Consider the following 23470-nt stretch of genomic DNA (forward strand, 5'->3'; position numbering starts at 1 on the left):
GGCGCACGGCGCGGGGGAGGAACACGGATGGGGTACCGCAGGACGGTCCGCGCGATGGCGGTCACCGCCGTACTGACCGCACTGGCGGCGCCGGGGGCCGCGTACGCCGCCGAGGGCGCCCGGGAACCCGGCGACACGGGCCTGGACGGCGGCGGCGAGTGCACCTTCCCGATGAAGCAGCAGTACGAGGGCCGCCCCTGGCCGCTGCAACGCGTCCTGCTGGACGAACTCTGGCAGGACACCAAGGGCAAGGGCGTACGCGTCGCTGTCATCGACACCGGCGTCGACAACGACAACCCGCAGCTCGAAACGGCTGTCGACGCATCGGCGGGCGCCGACTACCTCAAGGGCGGCAAGAGCGACGGCACGGTCGACGAGGTCGGCCACGGCACCAAGGTCGCCGGCATCATCGCCGCCCGCCCCCGCAAGGGCACCGGATTCGTCGGACTGGCCCCCGAGGCCACGATCATCCCGATCCGCCAGAACGACGAGAAGAACAGCGGCAAGGACACCACGATGGCCACCGCGATCGACCACGCGATCGCCAAGGGCGCCCAGGTCATCAACATCTCCCAGGACACGACCAAGGCCCTGGAGGAGACCTCCACGCTGGGCCGGGCGGTGGCCAGGGCGCTCGCCAAGAACATCGTCGTGGTCGCCTCCGCGGGCAACGACGGCATGGACGGCAGGCTGAAACGCACCTACCCCGCCGCCTTCGACGGAGTCCTCGCCGTCGCCTCGTCCGACCGCAACAACGAGCGCGCCCCGTTCTCCCAGGCCGGCGATTTCGTCGGGGTCGCCGCCCCGGGCGTCGACATCGTCTCCACCGTCCCCGGATACGGCCAGTGCACCGACAACGGCACCAGCTTCTCGGCGCCCTACGTCGCCGGGGTCGCCGCCCTGATGCGGGCCAAGTACCCGAAGTGGACGGCGGCCCAGATCGTCGCCCGGATCGAGCAGACCGCCGAACGCTCCGTCACCGGCCATGACGACTACGTCGGCTGGGGCGTCGTGGACCCGGTCCGTGCCCTGTCCGGGGACGACCTCCCGCAGGATGCCCCGCATCCGGACCCGGCGCCGCCGAAGGCACCGGCCCCCGAGCCCGCACAGCTCTCCCTGTCGGAGACGCCGCAGGAGCGCAGCGAGCGGTACGCCACCTACGCGCTGGCCACGGCTGCCGTCCTGGTCGGGGTGATCGGCGGGGCCGCGACGGTGGTCCGGGACGCGCGCCGAAGGCGCGCCGCACGATGACACGGCCGCCCGGCGAGGCGGCCGGCCACCGGTGAAGAGCGGTTGGGGAGAGGCCGCGAAGTGGCTAGGGTGGTAACAGACTTCACGTGTGTGACGGGGGAACGAGAAGTGGCCTGCGCCGAGTTCGAGCCACGGGTGTGCCGAGACGGTGCTTTCCCGGCCCGGACCTTCCCTATTCCTTTGCCGGAGCACATGGGAACGGAAGGATCCTGACCGTGACGGACGGACAGGCCAGGCAACCGAGAGATAGGACTTGCGGATGACCAGCCCCTCAGGCGGTTTCGGACTTGCCGACGATCCGATCGTCCAGGCGAAGAACAAGATCATCGAGACGGGCCGTGCGGTGTCCCGTCAGTCCAGGGAACTGGCCGACATCCTGGAGACGGTCGGCGCCGGATGGACGGGCGTCGGCGCCTCGGGGTTCAAGTCCGCGCAGCTGATGATCAACGAGGACCACGACCAGATCCGTCGGCTCCTCGATGTCCTGCTCAACGCGGTGGGAGCCACCAAGAACCTCAGCAACGCCAACGACGAAGAGGTCCGTGCGGCCTTCAACGCGGTCAAGGACTCGGCGCCGAGCGCCAACACCTCCGGACTCAACAACGTCTGACCGGCGCCGCACCACGCCTTCCGCACCGCCGAGCACCGAGGAGAACACACATGGGGCACGACCCGAACACCAAGGTCAAGTACGAGACCGTCCAGGAGATGGCCAACCGCATCCGCACGGTGTCCAAGAACATCGTCACGGACCTCGAGGAGATGGACGCCGCCCTCAAGGTCGTCACCGACACCTGGGACGGTGAGGCCCACGGCAAGTACGTGAGCCTGCAGGGCAAGTACAAGAGCCGGGCGGAACACATGAAGGACCGCCTGGAGCAGGTCGCGAGGATCGTCGAGAACGGCAAGGACAGCTACCGCGCCACCGACCACAAGGCCTCGCTCGGCTTCACCGAGGCGTACTGACCGCACTCACACATACGGCAAGGAGGGGCACGCTCGCCCGAGCGTGCCCCTCCTTGCCGTATGCACCGTCTACTTCAGGTCGAATTCGCCGTCCCGCGCGCCCAGGACGAAGGCCCGCCACTCGGCCTCGGTGTACCGCAGCACCGTCCCGGGATCCAGCGAGGACCGCATCGCCACCGCACCGCCCGGCAGATGCGCGATCTCGACGCGCTCCTCGGCCTCCTCGGTGCCGGGCGCGCTCAGCCACTCCACCCCCGAGATGTCGAGTGCGTACAGCTCGTCCTTCTCCGCTTGCGTGCCCATCAGGTGCCTTTCCTCTCCTGTGGCGGAACGTGTTCGTCGCCCGCGAGCAGACTATCCCCGCCACCGCGCACGGCGGTCCCGGTGTTTACAGCTTCCGTGTCGCGGTGGTATCGATCCCCGCCACCGCCACCGCCACCGCCCCACGGCCTCGGATCGGTGCCGGGCCATGTGCACGCTCTCCGAGTGCGGAGCCACCTGTTCCGGGAAAGGAACGATGACGTCATGACGTTCATCCCGATTCCCGCGAGCACCTTTGCAGGTCCTGTCATGACATTTTCAGGTGCTCCATCAGCCGGCCGTACCCGCTCTCGTTGCTACTGCGGTACAAACCTTCCACGGCCTTCGTCCGTTCCTGGCTCAACCCCACGGCCTCGGCCCAGGTGGTGAACATGAACGGTCCCTGATTGCGCAGCTCGTCCGTCCGCCGGGCGGCAGGCACCGACACCAGTGACGCCCGCCAACTGCGGGTGATCCGGTCGGACAGCGCGGACCGAGGAGTCACCGGTGCGACTGTCGCGGGCCTGCGCAGCTCCGTGTTCACCGTGTCCGCCCACCGTGCTCCGGACGATGCCCCCTTGTGCCGCACTACATCGGCCGCGATCGCGTCATAGTTCCCGAGTGCCGATGCGTTGTGCGTGGGTGCCACCAACAGGGTGTCGTTCATTTTCTCCCTGAGCAGTGAGGCGAGCTGAGCTGCCCCCCATTCGGTCTGGGCGTTGCGCAGCACCACGTACGCTGCCGGGTCCTGCGAGACAGCCCGCAGTACGCTGACGAGGTCGCCGTAGGACACCGAGAAGTGGTAACCCGCCTCGTCCTGCCACGCGGGATCGTCCTGGCCGTCCGCGTCGAAGTACGCCGAAGTGAGACCGTCCAGAATCTCTTGAACGTCGTTCGCGTAACCGGCCAGTGACTCGGCGAGCGGTCTCCGGAGGTCCGCGGCGATGGACTGGCCGGTCCCGTCAAGACTTTCATTAACGGCTAGCAGGATCTGCTTCATGCTGTCGGCCTGGGCCTTGGTGCGCGGCCCGGCACCGCTGCCTGTGGTGCTCGTCCTCACCGCCGCGCCGAGCTCCGAGCAGCTCATGCCGGACGAGTAGTGCGTGCCGAGTGCAGACCTGACGCGCTGATCCTTGACGAGCGCGTCACAGCCGACCGCCGCTTGCCCCCGGCCGAAGAGAAACCACGCCCCTCCGGCCAGGGCCACGGCGATCAACGAGGCGGTGACCCCGTAGAGCAGGCGGCGGCTGCGCGGCGCGTCGGCAGATGGTCCGGACATGCGGTGGTCCTCTTCAGTGCGTGAGTGAGCGGTCGAACGGCTGGGAGCTGTGTCTCTTCGTGCGGCCATTGGCCGGGGTGGTCACATGTACTTGTGGGCGTGGGTGCTGCCCGATGTGTGGCTGTCGCGAATGAGCCCCTTCAGTGTTCCGACCATCTTCTTGCCGTCGTCGGTACTTGTGTCGATGTCGCTGCGGCCTGCGGCCCAGCCGTCGACGGTTTTGCTGACCTGCAGGGCCGAGTCGAGATACCTGTCGGCAATCGCGGCGTCGGCTTTCGCATCGGCCTCCCCCTTCATTTCGTTGCCCCACTGCCAGGCCCAGGTGTCCACCCCGCGCTGCAGCATGTCACCAACAGGCAACGCCCTACCGCCTATAGGCAGGGTGAGCGGTGTGACGGCCCCGCCGACCACGTGGTACGCGATCTTGGATTTCCAGTCGGCCTTGTTGTACTCGGTCATCCGCTCGTCGTTGATCACGTCCTCCCGGATCGCCGTGTACGCGCCCAGGACTGACCCCGCGTCCCGCCAGCGGCCGCTGTGCTCGAAGTCCGTCTGCCCGTTCGGGATCTCGTCGAGCAGAACGTTGAGATGACGCGCCTCGGCCTTGTGCAGCGCGGCATAGGCGTCTGCGTCCTCGGAGAGTCCACGCATCACCTGTATGAGGTCCTTCGGGTTCGTCGACAGATGCGCTCGGCCGTCCGCGTCGGCGAAGTGCCCTTCCGCCCAATGGTCGATGTAGTCGCTCGACGTCTCGCCGATGATCTCGTGCGTGTCCGATGCGTACTCGGCCAGCGCATTGGCGACGGGCTGCCGCATGTTGTCGGGAACAGTGGCATCGTTGCCCTCGCCCTCGCCCGGCGCGAGCTGTTCCAGGATGCCGTTCATGACCCGGGCCTGCGCCTCGCTGTGCTCGGCCTCCGGCCACGGGTCCTGCCCGGCGCCCAGCGGCACGTGACCGGTGGCGGCGGCTTCGAGCGCAGCGCCGAGACCCATGCGGCTCGTCGGGTCGTCCATCGTGGTCACGGCCACGCCCGTGATGGTGTTCCGGGGCCAGGCGCGGGAATCGTCGCCACTGCCCGCGAGGTACTTCAGGTGGTCGTTCTTGACGTGGTTCGGGTCGGTCCCGTTGCCGTCCGGGTCGAAGAACGCGGTGGCCGCGTCAGGGTTCCGGCTCATCACGTCCAACACACCGTCGATGGCGTCCGTCTCGATCCCGTCGTGACCGTGACCCCATTTCTCGAAGATCCCGGGGTGGTTCTTCTCGGCCTCGATGAGCTTGTCGCCCATGTCGTAGAGAAACTGGTCGTCGAACGGCGTATCGGCCCGCTGCATCACGCTGACGACGGCCTGATAGCCGTAGAGCGGGTTGCCGACCTCGTTCCCATAGTCCTTGCCGCCGGTTTTGTCGATCCCCTCCATCCACTCCCGGTAGAACTTCCCGTCCCCGCTGTCCACCCACTTCTTGAACGCGGCCGATCCGGGCGGGGCGTCCCGGACACTACCGGGCACCTTGGTCGCGGTGGCGATCGTGTTCCCGAGGTTCTTCTCGATCTCCAGGTACTGGCCCTTGTGCTTCTTGTCGGAGTCGTAGGCGCGGTCGTTGAGCCGGTTGGTGACCTTGATCAGGCCGTCCGGACCCAATCTGTTCAGCAGTGTCTGCGAGAACGCCTTGTCGCCGTGGTTGTCCCGCACCGCACGCTGGAACTCGGCCATGTCGGCGGCGGAGACCTTCTCGCCGTTGTTGAGCCGGGTGGCGATGTCCGCCGTGTTCTCCGCCTCGTACTTCTCGATGTCGCCGTACGCGTGATTGTTGAAGCCGACACCCAGGGTCTCGTCGTTCTTGTCGCCGTAGCCGTCCTTGGTGACCGCGTCGAGTGCGACCCTCACCCCCTGGTCGGCGTCGTCCACCGCCTTGACGCACGCGTCGATCGCCTCGGTCCACGACGCCGCTGCCTTGCTGACGCTCTGTGCGAAGTCCGGGTCGTGGTGCATGGCGGAACGTTCTCCGGGCGTGAGCTTGTCGTAGTCGTAACTGACCACTCCGCTCTCGGAGATGCGCATCCCCGCCTTGACGGCCTCCGCGCGCTTGGACTCCAGGTTCTTCTTGAGCCGCACGAAGTCCTCGTGCGCGTCGCGCAGCAGCGAGGCTATGGCCTTCGCCTCCGTCTGGGCGGCCGTGTACTCGTACTGGGTGGCCGCGAAGTTGGTGTGGGCGGTCTGGGCACTCACGCCCGCCCAGGAGGACCCGAGCGTGATCTTCTGGACGCTGTCCTTGTAGCGGTCAGCCACCTTCTTGATCTCCGCAGCCATCTCGTCCCACTTGCCCGCGGCCGTGGTCAACTGACTGAGATCGGTGGTCATCACGTCGTGGTAGGTGAGCATGTGTGTCCCCCGTGGCTTGTTCGGTTCTCGTACCGTCAGGCGGTCTGTGCGTGGAGCGCTCGGGCCGGCGCGGTGACCTGTCGCGCGGTGAACGTGGTGCGTCCTGCGGCCCCGGCCGTCACCAGCAGGAGGGCGGCATCGCCGGCCTCACGGGATCCAGCCGTACGGTGGCGCAGGCACCCGAATCGGTGACCACCGGCTCGCCCGGCGGCGGTGCGCTCCGGACATGAGGCGACGCCGTCCGGCGGCAACCGTCCGGCGCTCGTGATCACCGGTGTGAGCGCGGGCTCCGCCCGAAGCCTCCCGGTGACGACCGCATGGACCTCGACGGCCTCGTCACCGATAGGGAAGGCGCAGCTGACCAGGGCCCCGCGCATGCTCGTCGAGATCCTTTCCTCAGCCCATCGGTGCGGCCTCCAGGCGGGGCCGCGATGCGGACGTCGCCGGTTGCGGCTCTACAGTCCGTCGAGCCCGGAGGCGTACGGGCCGGGCTGCGGCTTGAGCAACGGAGTGAACTGGGACTTGATCAGCTGGTCGTTGCCGGCGAAGAGACTGGACGCGCCGCGCAGCGCTCCCTTCTCCATGGACAGCCGGCCCATCAGGACCTTCACCTGCTTGTCCCAGGTCTCCATCACCTTCTTGAGCCCCGCCCCGGTGTCCCAGCCGTCGAACTCCTTGACCGCCGCGGCGGATGTCTCGTCCGCCCGGTCGGTGGCCTTCTTGGTGTTCGGCTCCAGCTCGGTCTCGATCGTGTTCGCCGCGGCCGCCTTCTGCGCCGGTGTCGAGGCGAAGTCCTTGCCGCCGGGGCCGGACAAAGGGCCGTCACCCGTACCGTTCAGCTGCATGTGGGTGCTCTGCCGCTCCGCGGCCTGCCCGCGCAGCAGACCCCATTCCTCGTCAAAACCCATGAGATTCCCCGTAACAGCGACTGTCGTACACCTGGTGACCCCTGCCCGAAGGCGTGAAGATCACACCGGTAGACGCTAGTACACCTGTGCGCACCCAAGGAGCCGGGGTGCGGGAGAATCCCGCCCCGGCTCCCCTCGCTCAGCGCTGCTCCGGCAGCCGCCCGATCTGCACCAGTGGGTTGCCCCGGCGCCGCGAGGCGAAGTACCCGCGCCCCGGCGGCATCGCGTGCCCGCGCACCGTACCGATCAGATCGCCCTCGCCCGGGTCGCCGGAAAGGACGACCCCCTGCGCGCCCAGCTCCTTGATGCGCTGCATGAACGCCTCGTACATCGACCGCGAGGCCCCGGCGGAGTTCCGCGCGATGACGAAGCGGACCCCGGTGTCCCGGGCGAACGGCAGGTACTCCGCCAGCGGGGCCAGCGGATTGCCCGCGTTCGTCGCCACCAGGTCGTAGTCGTCGACGATGATGAAGATCTGCGGCCCGGTCCACCAACTGCGGTCGCGCAGCTGCTGCGGAGTGACATCGGTCGGCGGCTGCCGGCGCGCGAAGACACCCGCCAGCGCCTCCATGTGCATCTGCATCGAGCTCGCCATCGGCGCGTACTCCAGCAGATGGTCCTCCGGCAGCGCACCCAGCAGACCCCGCCGGTAGTCACCGACGACGAGCTTCGCCTCGTCGGGGGAGTAGCGCTCCGAGATCTGCTTCGCGATCAGCCGCAGCAGGTTGGTCTTGCCCGACTCGCTCTCCCCGAAGACCAGGAAGAACGGATCGGTCTCGAAGTCGACGAACACCGGCTCCAGATCGGTCTCGTCGATACCGATCGCGATGCCCCGCTGCGGGAACTCGAAGCCCTTCGGCAGCTGATCGGCCGGCAGCTTGCGCGGCAGCAACCGCACGGGCGGCGCGGCGGGACCCGCCCAGTTCGCCTTCACCGCCGCGACGAACGCGGCCGTGCCGTCGGAGAGATCCGCGGCGCTGCTGGAACCGTCGATACGCGGCAGCGCACCCATGAAGTGCAGCTTCTGCGCCACCTGACCCCGGCCCGGGACACCGGCCGGCACATTGGCCGCGACCTTCCGGTCGAACTCGGAGTCCATGACGTCGCCGAGCCGCAGTTCGAGACGGCCCAGCATCTGGTCCTTCAGCGCGGCCCGCACCTCCATGTAACGCGCGGCCGTGATCACGACGTGGATGCCGTAACCGAGCCCGCGCGACGCGATGTCGGTGACGACCTGCTCCAGCATCTCGTACTCGGACCGGAAGCCGCCCCAGCCGTCCACCACCAGGAAGACATCGCCCCAGGGCTCGCCGGGCAGATCGCCCAGGGCGCGCCTGCGCCGGTAGGTGGCGATGGAATCGATGGAGTGGGCGCGGAAGAACTCCTCGCGCCGGTTCAGCACGCCCGCGACCTCGGCGACCGTACGCCGCACCCGCTCCGGGTCCAGCCGCGAGGCCATCCCGCCGACATGCGGCAGATCCGCCAGCGAGACCAGACCGCCACCACCGAAGTCCAGCCCGTAGAACTGCACTTCGTGCGGGGTGTGGGTGAGCGCGAACGACGAGATGAGCGTACGCACCAGCGTCGACTTGCCCGACTGCGGGCCGCCGACCACCATCATGTGGCCCGCCGCGCCCGAGAAGTCCCGGTACAGCACCTCGCGCCGCTGCTCGAAGGGCTTGTCGATCAGCCCGAGCGGCACGGTCAGCCCGCCCGGACGGGTGTACTCGGTGGCCGTGAAGCCCCGCTCGGCGGTCGGCGCCAGCCCCGGCAGCAACTGGTCCAGCGTCGGCGCCCGGTCCAGCGGCGGCAGCCACACCTGATGGGCGGGCACCCCCTGCCCCTCCAGCCGGCGCACGATCACATCGAGCACCGTGTCGGCGAGCGCGTCGTCGTCCGCGCCGGCCCGCGCGGCCGTCAGATGCGCCGGGTCGGGCGCCGCGTACACCACCGGCACCTCAAGGGCGCTGAACAGCGCGGGCCGACGCTCGATCGGCAGCGCCCCCACCGGAAGATCCGGGACGCCCGTGCGGTACGTCCCCGACACGTAGGCCGCCTTGAACCGGGTCATCTCGTCCGTACCGAACTTCAGATAGCCCGAACCGGGCACCGACGGCAGGTGGTACGCGTCCGGCACGCCGAGCGCCGTTCGCGACTCGGCGGCGGAGAAGGTCCGCAGCCCGATCCGGTACGAGAGATAGGTGTCGAGGCCGCGCAGCTTGCCCTCCTCCAGACGCTGCGAGGCCAGCAGCAGATGCACCCCCAGCGAACGCCCGATCCGGCCGATCTGGATGAACATGTCGATGAAGTCGGGCTTGGCGGTGAGCAGTTCGGAGAACTCGTCGATGACCAGGACCAGCGAGGCCAGCGGCTCCAGCGCCGCACCCGCCGCCCGCGCCTTCTCGTAGTCGTGGATGTTGGCGTAGTTCCCGGCCGAGCGCAGCAGCTCCTGCCGGCGCTGGAGCTCACCGCGGATCGCGTCCCCCATGCGGTCGACCAGCGTCAGGTCGTCCGCGAGGTTGGTGATGACGGCCGCGACATGCGGCATGTGCGACATCCCGGCGAAGGTCGCCCCGCCCTTGAAGTCCGCGAGCACGAAGTTCAGCGTCTCCGAGGAGTGCGTGACCGCGAGCCCCAGCACCAGCGTCCGCAGCAGCTCGGACTTGCCGGAACCCGTGGCACCGACACACAGCCCGTGCGGACCCATGCCGTCCTGCGCGGCCTCCTTCAGGTCCAGCATCACCGGCTGACCGTCCTCGCCGATCCCGATCGGCACCCGCAGCCGCTCGGAGACCGACCGCGGCCGCCAGGTCCGCGCCACATCCACCGCGGCCGCGTCGCCCAGGTTCAGCAGATCCGTGAAGTCCAGATTGGCCAGCAGCGGCTCGTCGTCGTCGCCCCCGCCCATCCGCAGCGGCGCCAGCTGCCGGGCCAACGCCTCGGCCGCGGGCAGCGACATCCCGTCCGGCACACCCTCGTAGGCCATCCCCGCACCCGACTCCAGCCGCAGCAGCCCCGGCCGCGCCACCACCGACAGGCCGCCGCGCGGCTCGTCGAGCTCGCCCGGCACCACCTCGACGATCGTCACGCCCTGGATGCCCTCGGCCGCCGCGAACAGCGAGTCGGGCGGCACCATCCCACCGTCCAGCACCACCACGATGTGCGGCTGGTCCAGCAGCGGCTGGCTCTCCCGGCCGAACCGCGGCCGCCCCTCCAGCCGGCCCGCCAGCAACTGCTCCAGCTCACCCAGGTCGTCCCCGAACAGCCGCTTCGTACCGGCCCCGTCGACCTGTCCCGGCAGCTGCAGATGCGGCAGCCACTTCGTCCAGTCCCACCGCTCCACCGCACCCCGCGCCGCCACCACCGCGACCATCAGGTCCTCGGGGGAGTGCAGCGTCACCAGCTGGGCGACCAGCGCCCGCGCGGCCGACTGCGCCTCCTCCGGCCGGCCGGAGACCGTCACGTGGTAGAACGCCCGCATCGACACGGCCATCGGCAGCCCGTCCAAGGACCCGTGCACGGCGAGGAACCGCTGCATCGCACCCGCGCACATCGGCTCCAGCTCGTCCACCGGAGCGGTGTCGGGAGCGATCAGCGGAGTGGCCAGCTGCTGCGCCCCGAGCCCCACCCGGACCTGCCCGAAGTCCTTGTCACCGACGCGCCGTTCCCACACCCGGCTGCCCTCGGCGACCACCGACCACAACTGCTCCGGGGCCGGCTGCAGATACAGCTGCACATCCCGCTGGGTGCGCGCCGTCCGGCGCACCGTACGCCGGGTCTGCGCCAGGTACTTGAGGTAGTCGCGCCGCACATCGGCTATTTGCCCCTGCGTACCGCGGCGATGACGGACCAGCTGCGCGACCACCATCCCGACGGTCGAGACGAGCATCAGCACACCCATGATCCGCATGAACGGAGGTGCCTGCGGCGAGAAGAAGAAGACCACCGACGACCCCATGCCGAGCACCGGCAGGATCTGCATCAGCATGCCCTCCTGCTGCCCGCGGGGCAGTTCCGGAGGGGACTCCAACGTCAACTCGTCAATGGGGACTTCCGGTGGCAGTGCCCTCGGAGGTCGCTTCACGACGATCTGGCTCACCGAAACACCAATCCCTCGGTACGGACGGGCACAAGACCGGCCGAATACGCACCGAAGCCCCCGTGGCTGCCATTGCTCGCGGACGTCACTCCGCGCGACGGCGATCCTACTTGCAGATGACCTGCCCCCCTCCCGGTAGGGTGGCGCGCGCACCGTGCGCAACCGCGAATCAGGGGGACCAGACACGTGAGTTCGACTGCAGCGACGGGCTTCTGCCGGGTGACCGTCGTGGCACCCGACAGCCGTATCGATGTGGCCCTGCCGGAGGACATCGCCGTCGCCGACGTCTACCCGGAGATCCTCCGCCTCACCGGCCAGACCCAGACAGCCGGAAGCCCCACCGGATACCACCTCGTACGCCGCGACGGCACGGTCCTCGACGGCGCGCGCACCCTCGCGGCCCAGCAGGTCCTCGACGGCGAACTCCTCAGCCTGCGCCCCTTCGCCCAGTCCCTGCCGCCCGCGGTCTTCGACGACGTCTCCGACGCCGTCGCCTCGGCCGTCACCCGCGACCGTCACCTGTGGAGCGACGAACTGCTGCGCGGCGCGGGCCTGGTCGGCGGTGTGCTGCTGCTCGTACTGATGGGCTTCGTGCTCTGGTTCGCCGACCCGCTCAGGCACGACATGCACAGCCTGCCCGGCATCATCGCGGGCTCCGCGGGCCTGCTGCTGACCGCGTTCGCGGGGGTACGCGCCCGGGTCTACACCGACCGCTCCACCGCCGTCGCCCTCGGTCTCGGCGCACTGCCCCTCGTACTCATCGCGGGCTCCGGCATCATCGGCCCGGACGCCGGCCAGGGCCCGGGCCGGCTCCAGTTCCTGCTCGGCTGCGTCGCCGTCCTGATCGCCTCGGTCGCCCTGGTCGCCCTCACCCCGAGCGGCGACGCCCCGTTCGTCGCGGCCACCTTCCTCGCCACCGTCGGCACCCTGGCCACCTTCGTCGCCATCCTCACCGAGGCATCGGCCACGCAGACGGCCGCCGTCTGCGCCCCGGCCGCCCTCGGTCTGGTCGCCTTCCTTCCCGGCCTCTCCGCCCGCTTCGCCCGGCTGCCCATCGGCTACGCGTCGCCGCGCACCGCCCCCGGCGGCTACGACGACAGCCTCGCCGACCCGTACGCCGAGCCGTCCGCCCAGAGCACCCCCGTCGACGCCGAGCGCATCGCGGCCCAGGCCCGCCGGGGCCACGAGATGCTGCTCGGCCTGGTCGGGGGCTGCGCGGCGGTCGTCGTCGGATGCGGGGCCGTGCTCGGCTTCTCGGACAACGTCTGGGGCCAGCTCCTGGCCCTGGCCGCCGGACTCGCGATGCTGCTGCGCGCCCGGCTGTTCCGCTACACCTCACAGGTCGCCTGCGTACTGGTGGCGGGCCTCGGCACGGTCGCCCTGCTGGTCCTCGGCCTCTCCCTGAACCCGCCGACCGACCTGCTCTTCGACCTGGTCAGGTACGGGGACCGCAGCTCCCTGGACATCCGCACGATCTGGCTCTCCGCGGCCGTCGCCGCCGGGGCCGCGCTGCTCACCGCGATCGGCCTGATCATTCCGCGCAAGGGCCTCTCCCCGTTCTGGGGCAGGCTGCTCGACCTGACCGAGAGCGCCGTCCTGCTCTCGCTGGTCCCGCTCTGCCTGGCGGTACTGGACGTCTTCGCCAGGGCAAGGGCCCTGACGAGCTGAGCCGCGGGGCTGGTACGCTGTGTGACGGCCGTTTGTGTACGCCCTCCCGGATCATGCTGGGAGCTGCGCTCATCGGACCTTCGCCTCCGAGTCATGGAAGCTCCCCTGCGATCAAGACCAGGGGCACTCGTGGGCGCATCGAACATCAAGAGGAGTACGCGTGCCGCTCGACGCCGCTACGAAGAAGCAGATCATGTCCGAGTTCGCCCAGAAGGAGGGTGACACCGGATCCCCCGAGGTCCAGGTCGCGATGCTCTCCCGCCGGATCTCGGACCTGACGGAGCACCTCAAGACGCACAAGCACGACCACCACTCCCGTCGTGGTCTGCTGATCCTGGTCGGCCAGCGTCGCCGCCTCCTTCAGTACCTGGCCAAGAAGGACATCCAGCGCTTCCGTGCCCTGGTCGACCGCCTCGGCATCCGCCGCGGTGCGGCCGGCGGCGCCAAGTAGTTCGCCGTGAAGGGAGCGGTTCCCACCACTGAGGGGGGCCGCTCCCTTTGCTGTACGTACGATGGTGCGTACGCGCGCATGTACGGGACGTGACGGGCCCGCCCGCACGGCCGGAATGCCAAGCAGAACCGAATCTCAGTAACCTGGTCGGAGAACGACCGACAGACGAGCGAGAAGCAGACCTCCCCGCCGCCGGTCCTCGGTAGTGGCCCCCGGACTCATCGACCCGGGTGCTTCGATCGAAGACCGGCCCGCCGATGGAGGGCTTCTCCGCTACCGTCCCCCGCCACACGGGCGTGGGGGCGCGAAGACGCTATGTATCGGAGAAAACGCTAGTGGAGAACGAGACCCACTACGCCGAGGCCGTTATCGACAACGGAACCTTCGGCACCCGCACCATCCGCTTCGAGACGGGCCGCCTGGCCAAGCAGGCCGCCGGCTCCGCCGTGGCGTACCTGGACGACGACACCATGGTGCTGTCGGCCACCACCGCTTCCAAGAAGCCCAAGGACCAGCTCGACTTCTTCCCCCTCACGGTGGACGTCGAGGAGCGGCAGTACGCCGCCGGCAAGATCCCCGGCTCCTTCTTCCGTCGTGAGGGCCGGCCCTCCGAGGACGCGATCCTCACCTGCCGCCTGATCGACCGCCCGCTGCGCCCCTCCTTCAAGAAGGGCCTGCGCAACGAGATCCAGATCGTCGAGACGATCATGGCGCTCAACCCCGACCACCTGTACGACGTGGTCGCGATCAACGCCGCCTCCTGCTCCACGCAGCTGGCCGGCCTGCCCTTCTCCGGCCCGGTCGGCGGCACCCGTGTCGCCCTGATCAAGGGCCAGTGGGTCGCCTTCCCGACGCACACCGAGCTCGAGGACGCCGTCTTCGACATGGTCGTCGCCGGTCGCGTCCTGGAGGACGGCGACGTCGCGATCATGATGGTCGAGGCCGAGGCCACCGAGAAGACCATCCAGCTCGTCAAGGACGGCGCCGAGGCCCCCACCGAGGAGGTAGTCGCCGCCGGTCTGGAAGCCGCGAAGCCCTTCATCAAGGTCCTCTGCAAGGCCCAGTCGGACCTCGCCGCCAAGGCCGCCAAGCCCACCGGCGACTTCCCGGTCTTCCTGGACTACCAGGACGACGTCTTCGAGGCGCTCGCCGCCGCCGTGACGTCCGAGCTGGCCCAGGCGCTCACCATCGCGGGCAAGCAGGACCGCGAGGCCGAGCTGGACCGCGTCAAGGAGATCGCCGCCGAGAAGCTCCTCCCGGCCTTCGAGGGCCGCGAGAAGGAGATCTCCGCCGCGTACCGCGCGCTGACCAAGAAGCTGGTCCGCGAGCGCGTCATCAAGGACAAGGTCCGCATCGACGGCCGCGGCGTCACGGACATCCGTACGCTCGCCGCCGAGGTCGAGGCCATCCCGCGGGTGCACGGCTCGGCGCTGTTCGAGCGTGGCGAGACCCAGATCCTGGGCGTCACCACCCTCAACATGCTCCGCATGGAGCAGCAGCTGGACACCCTCTCCCCGGTGACCCGCAAGCGCTACATGCACAACTACAACTTCCCGCCGTACTCCGTCGGTGAGACCGGCCGCGTGGGCTCGCCCAAGCGCCGCGAGATCGGCCACGGAGCGCTCGCCGAGCGCGCCATCGTGCCGGTGCTGCCGACGCGCGAGGAGTTCCCCTACGCGATCCGCCAGGTCTCCGAGGCGCTGGGCTCCAACGGCTCGACGTCCATGGGCTCGGTCTGTGCCTCCACCATGTCGCTGCTGAACGCCGGTGTGCCGCTCAAGGCCGCCGTCGCCGGTATCGCCATGGGCCTGATCTCCCAGGAGATCGACGGCAAGACCCACTACGTCGCCCTCACCGACATCCTCGGTGCGGAGGACGCCTTCGGCGACATGGACTTCAAGGTCGCCGGTACGAAGCAGTTCGTCACCGCGCTCCAGCTCGACACCAAGCTCGACGGCATCCCCGCCTCGGTCCTGGCCGCCGCGCTGAAGCAGGCCCGCGACGCCCGCCTCCACATCCTCGACGTGATGAACGAGGCCATCGACGTCCCGGACGAGATGTCCCCGAACGCCCCGCGGATCATCACCGTCAAGATCCCGGTGGACAAGATCGGTGAGGTCATCGGCCCGAAGGGCAAGATGATCAACCAGATCCAGGAGGACACCGGCGCCGACATCACGATCGAGGACGACGGCACCATCTACATCGGTGCCGCCGACGGACCGGCCGCCGAGGCCGCCCGTGCCACGATCAACTCGATCGCCAACCCGACCATGCCGGAGGTCGGCGAGCGCTACCTGGGTACGGTCGTCAAGACCACCACCTTCGGTGCGTTCGTCTCCCTGATGCCGGGCAAGGACGGCCTGCTGCACATCTCGCAGATCCGCAAGCTCGCCGGTGGCAAGCGCGTGGAGAACGTCGAGGACGTGCTCGGCGTCGGCACCAAGGTGCAGGTCGAGATCGCCGAGATCGACTCCCGCGGCAAGCTCTCCCTGATCCCGGTCATCGAGGGTGAAGAGGACGAGAAGAAGGACGACGCCGACAAGTGACGTCCCGTAGTTCCGTGACGACGGCCCGCGCCTCCTCCGAGGCGCGGGCCGTCGCCCGTACCCAAACGCTTCTCAAGGGCACCAACGGCATCGGTACGGTCCGCCGCACCGTCCTGCCCGGCGGCCTCCGGGTCGTCACCGAGACCCTGCCCTCCGTACGCTCCGCCACCTTCGGCATCTGGGCCAACGTCGGATCACGCGACGAGACCCCCACGCTGAACGGCGCGACGCACTACCTCGAACACCTCCTCTTCAAGGGCACCGCCAAGCGCAGCGCCCTCGACATCTCCGCCGCGATCGACGCGGTCGGCGGCGAGATGAACGCCTTCACGGCGAAGGAGTACACCTGCTACTACGCGCGGGTCCTCGACACCGACCTGCCGCTGGCCATCGACGTCGTCTGCGACATGCTGACCGGCTCGCTGATCACCGCCGAGGACGTCGACGCCGAGCGCGGCGTCATCCTCGAAGAGATCGCGATGACCGAGGACGACCCGGGCGACTGCGTGCACGACCTGTTCGCGCACACCATGCTCGGCGACACCCCCCTCGGCCGCCCGGTCCTCGGCACCGTCGACACCATCAACGCGCTCGACCGCGGCCGGATCGCCCGCTTCTACAAGAAGCACTACGACCCCACGCACCTGGTCGTCGCCGCCGCCGGCAACATCGACCACGCCACGGTGGTGCGCCAGGTCCGCAGGGCGTTCGAGCGGGCGGGCGCCCTGTCCCGCACCGACGCCGTCCCGGTCGCCCCGCGCCACGGCTCCCGCAAGCTGCGCACCGCGGGCCGGGTGGAGCTCCTGAACCGCAAGACCGAGCAGGCCCACGTCGTCCTCGGCGTGCCCGGCCTGGCCCGCACCGACGACCGCCGCTGGGCACTGGGCGTCCTCAACGCGGCCCTCGGCGGCGGCATGAGCTCACGCCTCTTCCAGGAGGTACGGGAGAAGCGTGGCCTCGCCTACAGCGTGTACTCGTACACCTCGGGCTTCGCCGACTGCGGGCTCTTCGGGGTGTACGCGGGCTGCCGGCCCAGCCAGGTCCACGACGTCCTCAAGATCTGCCGGGACGAACTCGACCGGGTGGCGTCCGAGGGGCTGAGCGACGAGGAGATCGGCCGCGCCATCGGGCAGCTCTGCGGCTCCACGGTCCTCGGCCTGGAGGACACCGGCGCGCTGATGAACCGCATCGGCAAGAGCGAGCTGTGCTGGGGCGACCAGATGTCGGTCGACGACATGCTGGCCCGGATGGCTCAGGTCACCCCCGACGACGTCCGCGCCGTCGCGGCCGAGGTGCTCGGACACCGCCCCTCCCTCTCCGTCATCGGGCCGCTCAAGGACAAGCAGGCCGACCGCCTCGAAGAAGCGGTCTCCTAACTCCACCGTTAAGGAAGCAGAGCAATGAGCAAGCTGCGCGTGGCCGTTCTCGGCGCCAAGGGCCGGATCGGATCCGAGGCGGTACGAGCCGTCGAGGCCGCCGACGACATGGAGCTGGTGGCAGCACTGGGCCGCGGCGACGGGCTGGAGACCCTCACGGAATCCGGCGCCCAGGTCGTCGTCGAGCTCACCACCCCCGCGTCCGTGATGGACAACCTCGGCTTCTGCGTCCGGCACGGCATCCACGCCGTCGTCGGCACGACGGGATGGTCCGAGGAACGGCTCGCGCAGCTGAACACCTGGCTCGCCGGCTCCCCGGAGACCGGTGTGCTCATCGCGCCGAACTTCTCCATCGGCGCCGTCCTCACGATGAAGTTCGCGGAGCAGGCCGCCCGCTACTTCGAGTCCGTCGAGGTCGTCGAACTGCACCACCCCAACAAGGTCGACGCCCCCTCGGGCACCGCCACCCGCACCGCCCAGCTGATCGCCGAGGCCCGCAGGAAGGCAGGCTGCGCCCCGCAGCCGGACGCCACCACCACGGCCCTGGACGGCGCCCGCGGCGCGGACGTCGACGGGGTCCCGGTCCACGCGATCCGGCTCCGCGGCCTCCTCGCCCACCAGGAAGTGCTGCTCGGCGGCGAGGGCGAGACCCTCACCATCCGCCACGACTCCCTGCACCACAGCAGCTTCATGCCGGGCATCCTGCTCGGCGCACGCCGTGTGGTGACCACTCCGGGCCTCACGTTCGGCCTGGAACACTTCCTCGACCTGAACTGACTGAGCCCTGCCATGCGCGCAAAGATCACTTACTTCGTCACCGCCGCCGTCCTGGTCTTCTACTTCGTCCTGGTCGGCAGCCGTGGCGTGCTGCTCATCCGGCACGGCACACTGCTGACGGTCACCTTCGGGGTCGCGGTGCTGATCCTGCCGGTGATCGGGGTCTGGTTCCTCTGGAAGAACACCCAGTTCGTGTCGCGGGCGAACGCGCTGGCCGCGGAACTCGACGCGGAGGGCGGCCTGCCGGTCGACGAACTGGTCCGTACCCCGTCCGGCCGTATCGACCGGGACTCGGCCGACGCGGTGTTCGCCCGTCGCCGCGAGGAGACCGAGGACTCCCCGGACGACTGGCGCTGCTGGTTCCGCCTCGCGGTCGCCTACCAGGACGCCAGGGACACCCCGCGGGCCCGGAAGGCCATGCAGCGGGCCATCGCCCTGCACATGAAGGACGCCCGGCCCAGCACGTCCTGAACGGGCGTGCCGGACCGGGCGTCCCGGTCGTACGAAGGGGGCTCAGACCCGCCGGTACTCGTCTCCCCACGCCTCCACCGTGTCGGCCGCGCGGTCGAAGGCCTCGGCCCGCGTCAGGAAATCGGCGTTGCTGTCGGTGAGCAGCGGCGCAGTCGCCTCGCCACCCTGGCGTACGACGATCAGCGCCTGCCCCTGCACGGTGCGGGGGAGCCCGAGCCACTTCACGGGCTGCTGCACCGTGCGGACGGCCGTGACCTGGCTCCACGGCACGGTCGTCGTCGCGAAGAAGCCCACCCGGCGTACGCCGTGCCGGCTGACCCAGGCACCGACCCGCAGCAGCCGCAGTGCGCAGACGATGACCGCGGCGGCGACCGCCAGGCATACGACCGCGCCCGACAGCGCCCCGGCGAACGCGATGATCATTCCCGCGAGCAGGACGAAGGACGCGAGCAGCAGCAGGAAGGCGGCGGCCGCGACCCGCCAGGGGCCGGGACGGTACGGACGCCGCCAGCTGTCATGGTCGTCGAACGGCAGCGCGATGTCCTCGGCGCTGGCGTCAAACGCGCGGTCGGCCGTCAGGAAGGGCAGGGGCACGACTGATCCTCACTCACAAACACGCTCGATTGCTGTGCCCGGTGAGGCTACCGAGGAGATCACCGCCCCGACCACCCCAGGGGCCCCGTACGAGTCAGTGCCCGTGGGCGGCCTCGGTCTGCTCGGCGTGCGAGGGGCTCTGGGCGGGGCTGAGCGCCGGCAGGCCGAGGATCAGCGCCCCTACGAGGCCGGCGACGATGGTCAGCCCGACGAGGGAGCGGCCGGCCAGCTGGGAGACGCTGGCGCGCTCCCGCGGGGGCGGTGTGACGTTGCTGCGGAATCGGTCGCTCTCGGCCACGAACGAGAACGGGACGGCTTCACGCCGGCGGAACATGAGGAAGGTCTCCTTGAACTCTGTTTCGGATGCTGCTATTGAGTCAGACGCAGAACAGGCCCGATAGGTGCCCCGAATCGCCGAATTCGTCGAAGAAATCCCTGGAAGGCCCTTCCCGACCCGGTTGTCAGTGGTGGCCCGTAGAGTGGGCGCCGCCCGAGCGACGCAACTGGAAGGACCCCGCCGGTGACCGAGACCCCCGAGCCCGCAAAGCCCAGCTTCCGCAGCGATGTGACCGTTGAGCTGGTGAAACACGCCGCGGGCGACTCCGACGTCCTGTTCGCGGCCCGTGTCTCCACGGCCGGTGAGCAGTCCCTGGAGGAGGTCACCAAGGACCCCGAGCGCTCCAAGGGGCTGATCAACTTCCTCATGCGCGACCGCCACGGCAGCCCGTTCGAGCACAACTCGATGACCTTCTTCATCAGTGCCCCGATCTTCGTGTTCCGCGAGTTCATGCGGCACCGCGTCGGCTGGTCGTACAACGAGGAATCGGGCCGCTACCGGGAGCTGGAGCCGGTCTTCTACGTCCCCGACGCGTCCCGCAAGCTCGTCCAGCAGGGCCGCCCCGGCAAGTACGAGTTCGTCGAGGGCACCCAGGCCCAGCAGGAGCTCACCGGCCGCGTCATGGAGGACTCCTACCGCCAGGCGTACGAGGCGTACCAGGAGATGCTCGCCGCGGGAGTGGCCCGCGAGGTCGCCCGCGCCGTGCTCCCCGTAGGCCTCTTCTCCTCGATGTACGCCACGTGCAACGCCCGCTCGCTGATGCACTTCCTCGGCCTGCGTACCCAGCACGAGCTGGCGAAGGTGCCGTCCTTCCCGCAGCGCGAGATCGAGATGGTGGGCCAGCAGATGGAGGAGCACTGGGCCCGGCTCATGCCGCTCACCCATGCAGCCTTCAACAAGAACGGACGCGTAGCCCCGTAAGCGGTGTCCGTATTGCGGCGTTTCGTGAAGTTCATCTAGGCTGATCAAACGGACCCGGCACTGCCTGAACCCCCGAGCAGGCAGTGCCGGGCTCCTATCGCTTGTCCCCCCGAGGGGGCATTGGGCGCTGAGCAGCGAGTAGCGTGTTACCCATGGCTCCGATCTCCACTCCGCAGACCCCCTTCGGGCGGGTCCTCACCGCTATGGTCACGCCCTTCACGGCGGACGGTGCACTCGACCTCGACGGCGCCCAGCGGCTCGCCGCCCATCTCGTGGACGCAGGCAATGACGGCCTGGTCGTCAATGGCACCACCGGCGAGTCCCCGACCACCAGCGACGCGGAGAAAGACCAGCTCGTAAGGGCGGTACTGGATGCCGTGGGGGACCGGGCCCATGTCGTCGCGGGCATCGGCACCAATGACACCCGTCACAGCATCGAGCTCGCCCGTACGGCCGAACGCTCCGGCGCCCACGGACTCCTCGCGGTGACGCCGTACTACAACAAGCCGCCGCAGGAAGGCCTCTTCCGCCACTTCACGGCCATCGCCGACGCCACCGGCCTGCCGGTGATGCTCTACGACATCCCCGGCCGCAGCGGCGTGCCGATCGACACGGAGACGCTGGTCCGGCTGGCCGAGCACCCGCGCATCGTCGCCAACAAGGACGCCAAGGGCGATCTCGGCCGCGCCAGCTGGGCCATCGCCCGCTCCGGCCTCGCCTGGTATTCCGGCGACGACATGCTGAACCTTCCGCTGCTCTCGGTCGGCGCCGTCGGATTCGTCTCCGTCGTCGGCCACGTCGTCACTCCCGACCTGCGTGCCCTCATCGAGGCGTACACCGGCGGAGACATCCAGAAGGCCACGGAGATCCACCAGAAGCTCCTGCCGGTCTTCACCGGGATGTTCCGAACCCAGGGTGTGATCACCACCAAGGCCGCACTGGCCCTCCAGGGCCTCCCCGCGGGCCCGCTGCGCCTCCCCCTGGTGGAGCTCACCGCACAGGAAACGGCACAGCTCAAGATCGATCTCGCGGCCGGCGGGGTAGAGCTGTAACCACAGACTTCACAACTGAATAAGCGAAGAACACTCGCAAGAGCGACATCACAGACAACAGCAAGTGCACGAATGACATGCGCGCCACGTGCCCAAGCGGTACGTGGCGTGCGTGGTAAGGAGAGTCTTTTGAGTCATCCGCATCCCGAACTCGGCACCCCGCCGAAGCTCCCGAAGGGCGGCCTCCGCGTCACCCCGCTCGGCGGCCTCGGCGAAATCGGCCGCAACATGACGGTCTTCGAGTACGGCGGCCGCCTGCTCATCGTCGACTGCGGCGTTCTCTTCCCCGAGGAGGAGCAGCCCGGAATCGACCTGATCCTGCCGGACTTCACCACGATCCGGGACCGTCTCGACGACATCGAGGGAATCGTCCTCACGCACGGCCACGAGGACCACATCGGTGGTGTCCCGTACCTGCTGCGCCTGAAGCCGGACATCCCGCTCATCGGCTCCAAGCTGACCCTCGCGCTGATCGAGGCGAAGCTCCAGGAGCACCGCATCCGTCCGTACACCCTCGAAGTGGCGGAGGGCCAGCGCGAGCGCATCGGCGTGTTCGACTGCGAGTTCGTCGCGGTCAACCACTCCATCCCGGACGCCCTCGCGGTCGCCATCCGCACCCCCGCGGGCATGGCCGTCGCGACCGGCGACTTCAAGATGGACCAACTCCCGCTGGACGGCCGGCTCACCGACCTGCACGCGTTCGCCCGGCTGAGCGAGGAAGGCATCGACCTCCTCCTCTCCGACTCGACGAACGCCGAGGTCCCCGGCTTCGTACCGCCGGAGCGGGACATCTCCAACGTCCTGCGCACGGTCTTCGCCAACGCCCAGAAGCGCATCATCGTGGCGAGCTTCGCCAGCCACGTCCACCGCATCCAGCAGATCCTCGACGCGGCACACGAGTACGGCCGCAGGGTCGCCTTCGTCGGCCGCTCGATGGTCCGCAACATGGGCATCGCCCGTGACCTCGGCTATCTGAAGGTTCCCGCGGGCCTGGTCGTCGACGTGAAGACCCTCGACGACCTGCCGGACGACGAGGTCGTGCTGGTCTGCACGGGATCCCAGGGCGAGCCGATGGCCGCGCTGTCCCGGATGGCCAACCGCGACCACCAGATCCGGATCGTCCAGGGCGACACGGTGATCCTCGCGTCGTCCCTGATCCCGGGCAACGAGAACGCGGTCTACCGCGTGATCAACGGTCTGACCCGCTGGGGCGCCAACGTCGTCCACAAGGGCAACGCCAAGGTCCATGTCTCGGGCCACGCCTCGGCCGGCGAGCTGCTGTACTTCTACAACATCTGCAAGCCGAAGAACCTGATGCCGGTCCACGGCGAATGGCGCCACCTGCGGGCCAACGCCGAACTCGGCGCACTCACCGGTGTACCCAAGGACCACATCGTCATCGCCGAGGACGGCGTTGTCGTCGACCTCGTCGACGGCAAGGCCAAGATCGTCGGCAAGGTCCAGGCGGGCTATGTGTATGTCGACGGCCTCTCGGTCGGCGATGTCACCGAGACCTCGCTCAAGGACCGCCGCATCCTCGGTGACGAGGGCATCATCTCGGTCTTCATCGTGGTCGACAGCTCCACCGGCAAGATCGTGGGCGGCCCGGACATCCACGCTCGTGGCTCCGGCATCGACGACTCGGCATTCGGCGCCGTCGTGCCGAAGATCGAGGACGCGATCAACAAGTCCGCCCAGGACGGCGTGCTGGAGCCCCACCAGCTCCAGCAACTGGTCCGTCGCACGGTGGGCAAGTGGGTCTCCGACACCTACCGCCGGCGCCCGATGATCCTCCCGGTGGTCGTCGAGGTCTGACACCGCCAGGCGTGAACTGAGGAGCGGGGCCCCCGATTTGCATCGGGGCGCCCCGCTCCAGTACGTTTACGGCTCCGCCTGACCGGGAAGCGCCGCGCACACCTGTGTGCCGCGAGCCTCCCCACGGGGCGGGAATTCCGACTCAGAACTTCTGATAAAGTCGGGTTCGCCGAAAGGCAAAGGCCAATCCAAAGGCCACCGGAATTCAAATTCGGACCGGAAACGGAACGAAAAAGAGTCTGGTAAGGTTGGAACCGCCGGAAAGGGAAACGCG

Annotated in this window: 20 protein-coding genes; 12 read left to right on the forward strand and 8 right to left on the reverse strand. The window is 69.0% G+C overall.

The genetic code is table 11. The features are described 5' to 3' along the window. The first annotated feature begins 27 nt into the window (after positions 1–27). The 3 genes from mycP to AB0D53_RS38900 all read left to right on the forward strand — a co-directional run bounded on the left by mycP (position 28) and on the right by AB0D53_RS38900 (position 2217). Complete coding sequence (mycP, locus tag AB0D53_RS38890) at positions 28–1251, forward strand: type VII secretion-associated serine protease mycosin (RefSeq protein WP_362454094.1); 1224 nt, start codon at positions 28–30, stop codon at positions 1249–1251. Between the two features lie 259 nt (positions 1252–1510). Then, entirely contained in the window at positions 1511–1861 is a 351-nt protein-coding gene (locus AB0D53_RS38895) for a hypothetical protein (protein ID WP_362454095.1), read from the forward strand. A gap of 50 nt (positions 1862–1911) precedes the next feature. Beyond that, the gene (locus AB0D53_RS38900) at positions 1912–2217 is read left to right on the forward strand and encodes a WXG100 family type VII secretion target (RefSeq protein WP_362454096.1); all 306 of its coding nucleotides are present in this window, start codon (positions 1912–1914) and stop codon (positions 2215–2217) included. Between the two features lie 69 nt (positions 2218–2286). On the opposite strand, the gene AB0D53_RS38905 is transcribed toward AB0D53_RS38900, so the two are convergent. The 6 genes from AB0D53_RS38905 to eccCa all read right to left on the reverse strand — a co-directional run bounded on the left by AB0D53_RS38905 (position 2287) and on the right by eccCa (position 11185). Beyond that, the gene (locus AB0D53_RS38905; RefSeq protein WP_329813693.1) at positions 2287–2520 is read right to left on the reverse strand and encodes a DUF397 domain-containing protein; all 234 of its coding nucleotides are present in this window, start codon (positions 2518–2520) and stop codon (positions 2287–2289) included. Between the two features lie 265 nt (positions 2521–2785). Further along, positions 2786–3796, reverse strand: a complete 1011-nt coding sequence (locus AB0D53_RS38910) for a hypothetical protein (RefSeq protein ID WP_362454097.1) — start codon at positions 3794–3796, stop codon at positions 2786–2788. Positions 3797–3877: 81 nt separating this feature from the next. Next, positions 3878–6178 (reverse strand): DUF6571 family protein, encoded by a 2301-nt coding sequence (locus AB0D53_RS38915; protein ID WP_362454098.1) that lies wholly within the window; start codon positions 6176–6178, stop codon positions 3878–3880. A 35-nt stretch (positions 6179–6213) separates the two neighbouring features. Continuing rightward, positions 6214–6555: a hypothetical protein gene (locus AB0D53_RS38920; protein WP_362454099.1), complete on the reverse strand. Its 342-nt coding sequence runs from the start codon at positions 6553–6555 to the stop codon at positions 6214–6216. A gap of 78 nt (positions 6556–6633) precedes the next feature. Beyond that, complete coding sequence (locus AB0D53_RS38925; protein ID WP_362454100.1) at positions 6634–7086, reverse strand: hypothetical protein; 453 nt, start codon at positions 7084–7086, stop codon at positions 6634–6636. Positions 7087–7225: 139 nt separating this feature from the next. Further along, complete coding sequence (eccCa, locus tag AB0D53_RS38930) at positions 7226–11185, reverse strand: type VII secretion protein EccCa (RefSeq protein ID WP_362454101.1); 3960 nt, start codon at positions 11183–11185, stop codon at positions 7226–7228. Between the two features lie 186 nt (positions 11186–11371). Between eccCa and eccD the strand changes: the two genes are divergently transcribed. The 6 genes from eccD (at position 11372) to AB0D53_RS38960 (ending at position 18477) form a co-directional block, all read left to right on the forward strand. Further along, entirely contained in the window at positions 11372–12853 is a 1482-nt protein-coding gene (gene eccD / locus AB0D53_RS38935) for a type VII secretion integral membrane protein EccD (RefSeq protein WP_362454102.1), read from the forward strand. 160 nt (positions 12854–13013) lie between these two features. Next, positions 13014–13304 carry a 30S ribosomal protein S15 gene (rpsO, locus tag AB0D53_RS38940; RefSeq protein WP_003965855.1) on the forward strand — a complete coding sequence of 97 codons (291 nt, stop codon included), beginning with the start codon at positions 13014–13016 and terminating at the stop codon, positions 13302–13304. A gap of 335 nt (positions 13305–13639) precedes the next feature. Then, positions 13640–15853, forward strand: coding sequence for a polyribonucleotide nucleotidyltransferase (locus tag AB0D53_RS38945; RefSeq protein ID WP_362454103.1), 2214 nt, complete (start codon positions 13640–13642; stop codon positions 15851–15853). Next, positions 15850–17229, forward strand: coding sequence for a pitrilysin family protein (locus AB0D53_RS38950; protein ID WP_362454104.1), 1380 nt, complete (start codon positions 15850–15852; stop codon positions 17227–17229). The genes AB0D53_RS38945 and AB0D53_RS38950 overlap by 4 nt, the downstream gene beginning before the upstream one ends. Before the next feature lie 24 nt (positions 17230–17253). After that, complete coding sequence (gene dapB / locus AB0D53_RS38955) at positions 17254–18006, forward strand: 4-hydroxy-tetrahydrodipicolinate reductase (protein ID WP_362454105.1); 753 nt, start codon at positions 17254–17256, stop codon at positions 18004–18006. A gap of 12 nt (positions 18007–18018) precedes the next feature. Continuing rightward, positions 18019–18477, forward strand: coding sequence for a tetratricopeptide repeat protein (locus tag AB0D53_RS38960; protein ID WP_072489302.1), 459 nt, complete (start codon positions 18019–18021; stop codon positions 18475–18477). Between the two features lie 42 nt (positions 18478–18519). Here AB0D53_RS38960 and AB0D53_RS38965 read toward each other — a convergent pair whose 3' ends face one another. Both AB0D53_RS38965 and AB0D53_RS38970 read right to left on the reverse strand, forming a co-directional pair. Next, entirely contained in the window at positions 18520–19071 is a 552-nt protein-coding gene (locus AB0D53_RS38965) for a hypothetical protein (RefSeq protein WP_362454106.1), read from the reverse strand. Positions 19072–19165: 94 nt separating this feature from the next. After that, positions 19166–19405 (reverse strand): hypothetical protein, encoded by a 240-nt coding sequence (locus AB0D53_RS38970; RefSeq protein ID WP_329813684.1) that lies wholly within the window; start codon positions 19403–19405, stop codon positions 19166–19168. Positions 19406–19591: 186 nt separating this feature from the next. Here AB0D53_RS38970 and thyX point away from each other — a divergent pair, with 186 nt between their 5' ends. The 3 genes from thyX to AB0D53_RS38985 all read left to right on the forward strand — a co-directional run bounded on the left by thyX (position 19592) and on the right by AB0D53_RS38985 (position 23196). After that, positions 19592–20329 carry an FAD-dependent thymidylate synthase gene (thyX, locus tag AB0D53_RS38975; RefSeq protein WP_072489299.1) on the forward strand — a complete coding sequence of 246 codons (738 nt, stop codon included), beginning with the start codon at positions 19592–19594 and terminating at the stop codon, positions 20327–20329. A gap of 152 nt (positions 20330–20481) precedes the next feature. After that, positions 20482–21381, forward strand: coding sequence for a 4-hydroxy-tetrahydrodipicolinate synthase (gene dapA / locus AB0D53_RS38980; protein ID WP_362454107.1), 900 nt, complete (start codon positions 20482–20484; stop codon positions 21379–21381). Positions 21382–21510: 129 nt separating this feature from the next. Further along, a complete protein-coding gene (locus AB0D53_RS38985) occupies positions 21511–23196 on the forward strand; it encodes a ribonuclease J (RefSeq protein WP_362454108.1) in 1686 nt (561 codons plus the stop codon). Positions 23197–23470: the final 274 nt, after the last annotated feature.

This window comes from Streptomyces sp. NPDC048295, from assembly GCF_040652135.1.
Taxonomy (GTDB): domain Bacteria; phylum Actinomycetota; class Actinomycetes; order Streptomycetales; family Streptomycetaceae; genus Streptomyces.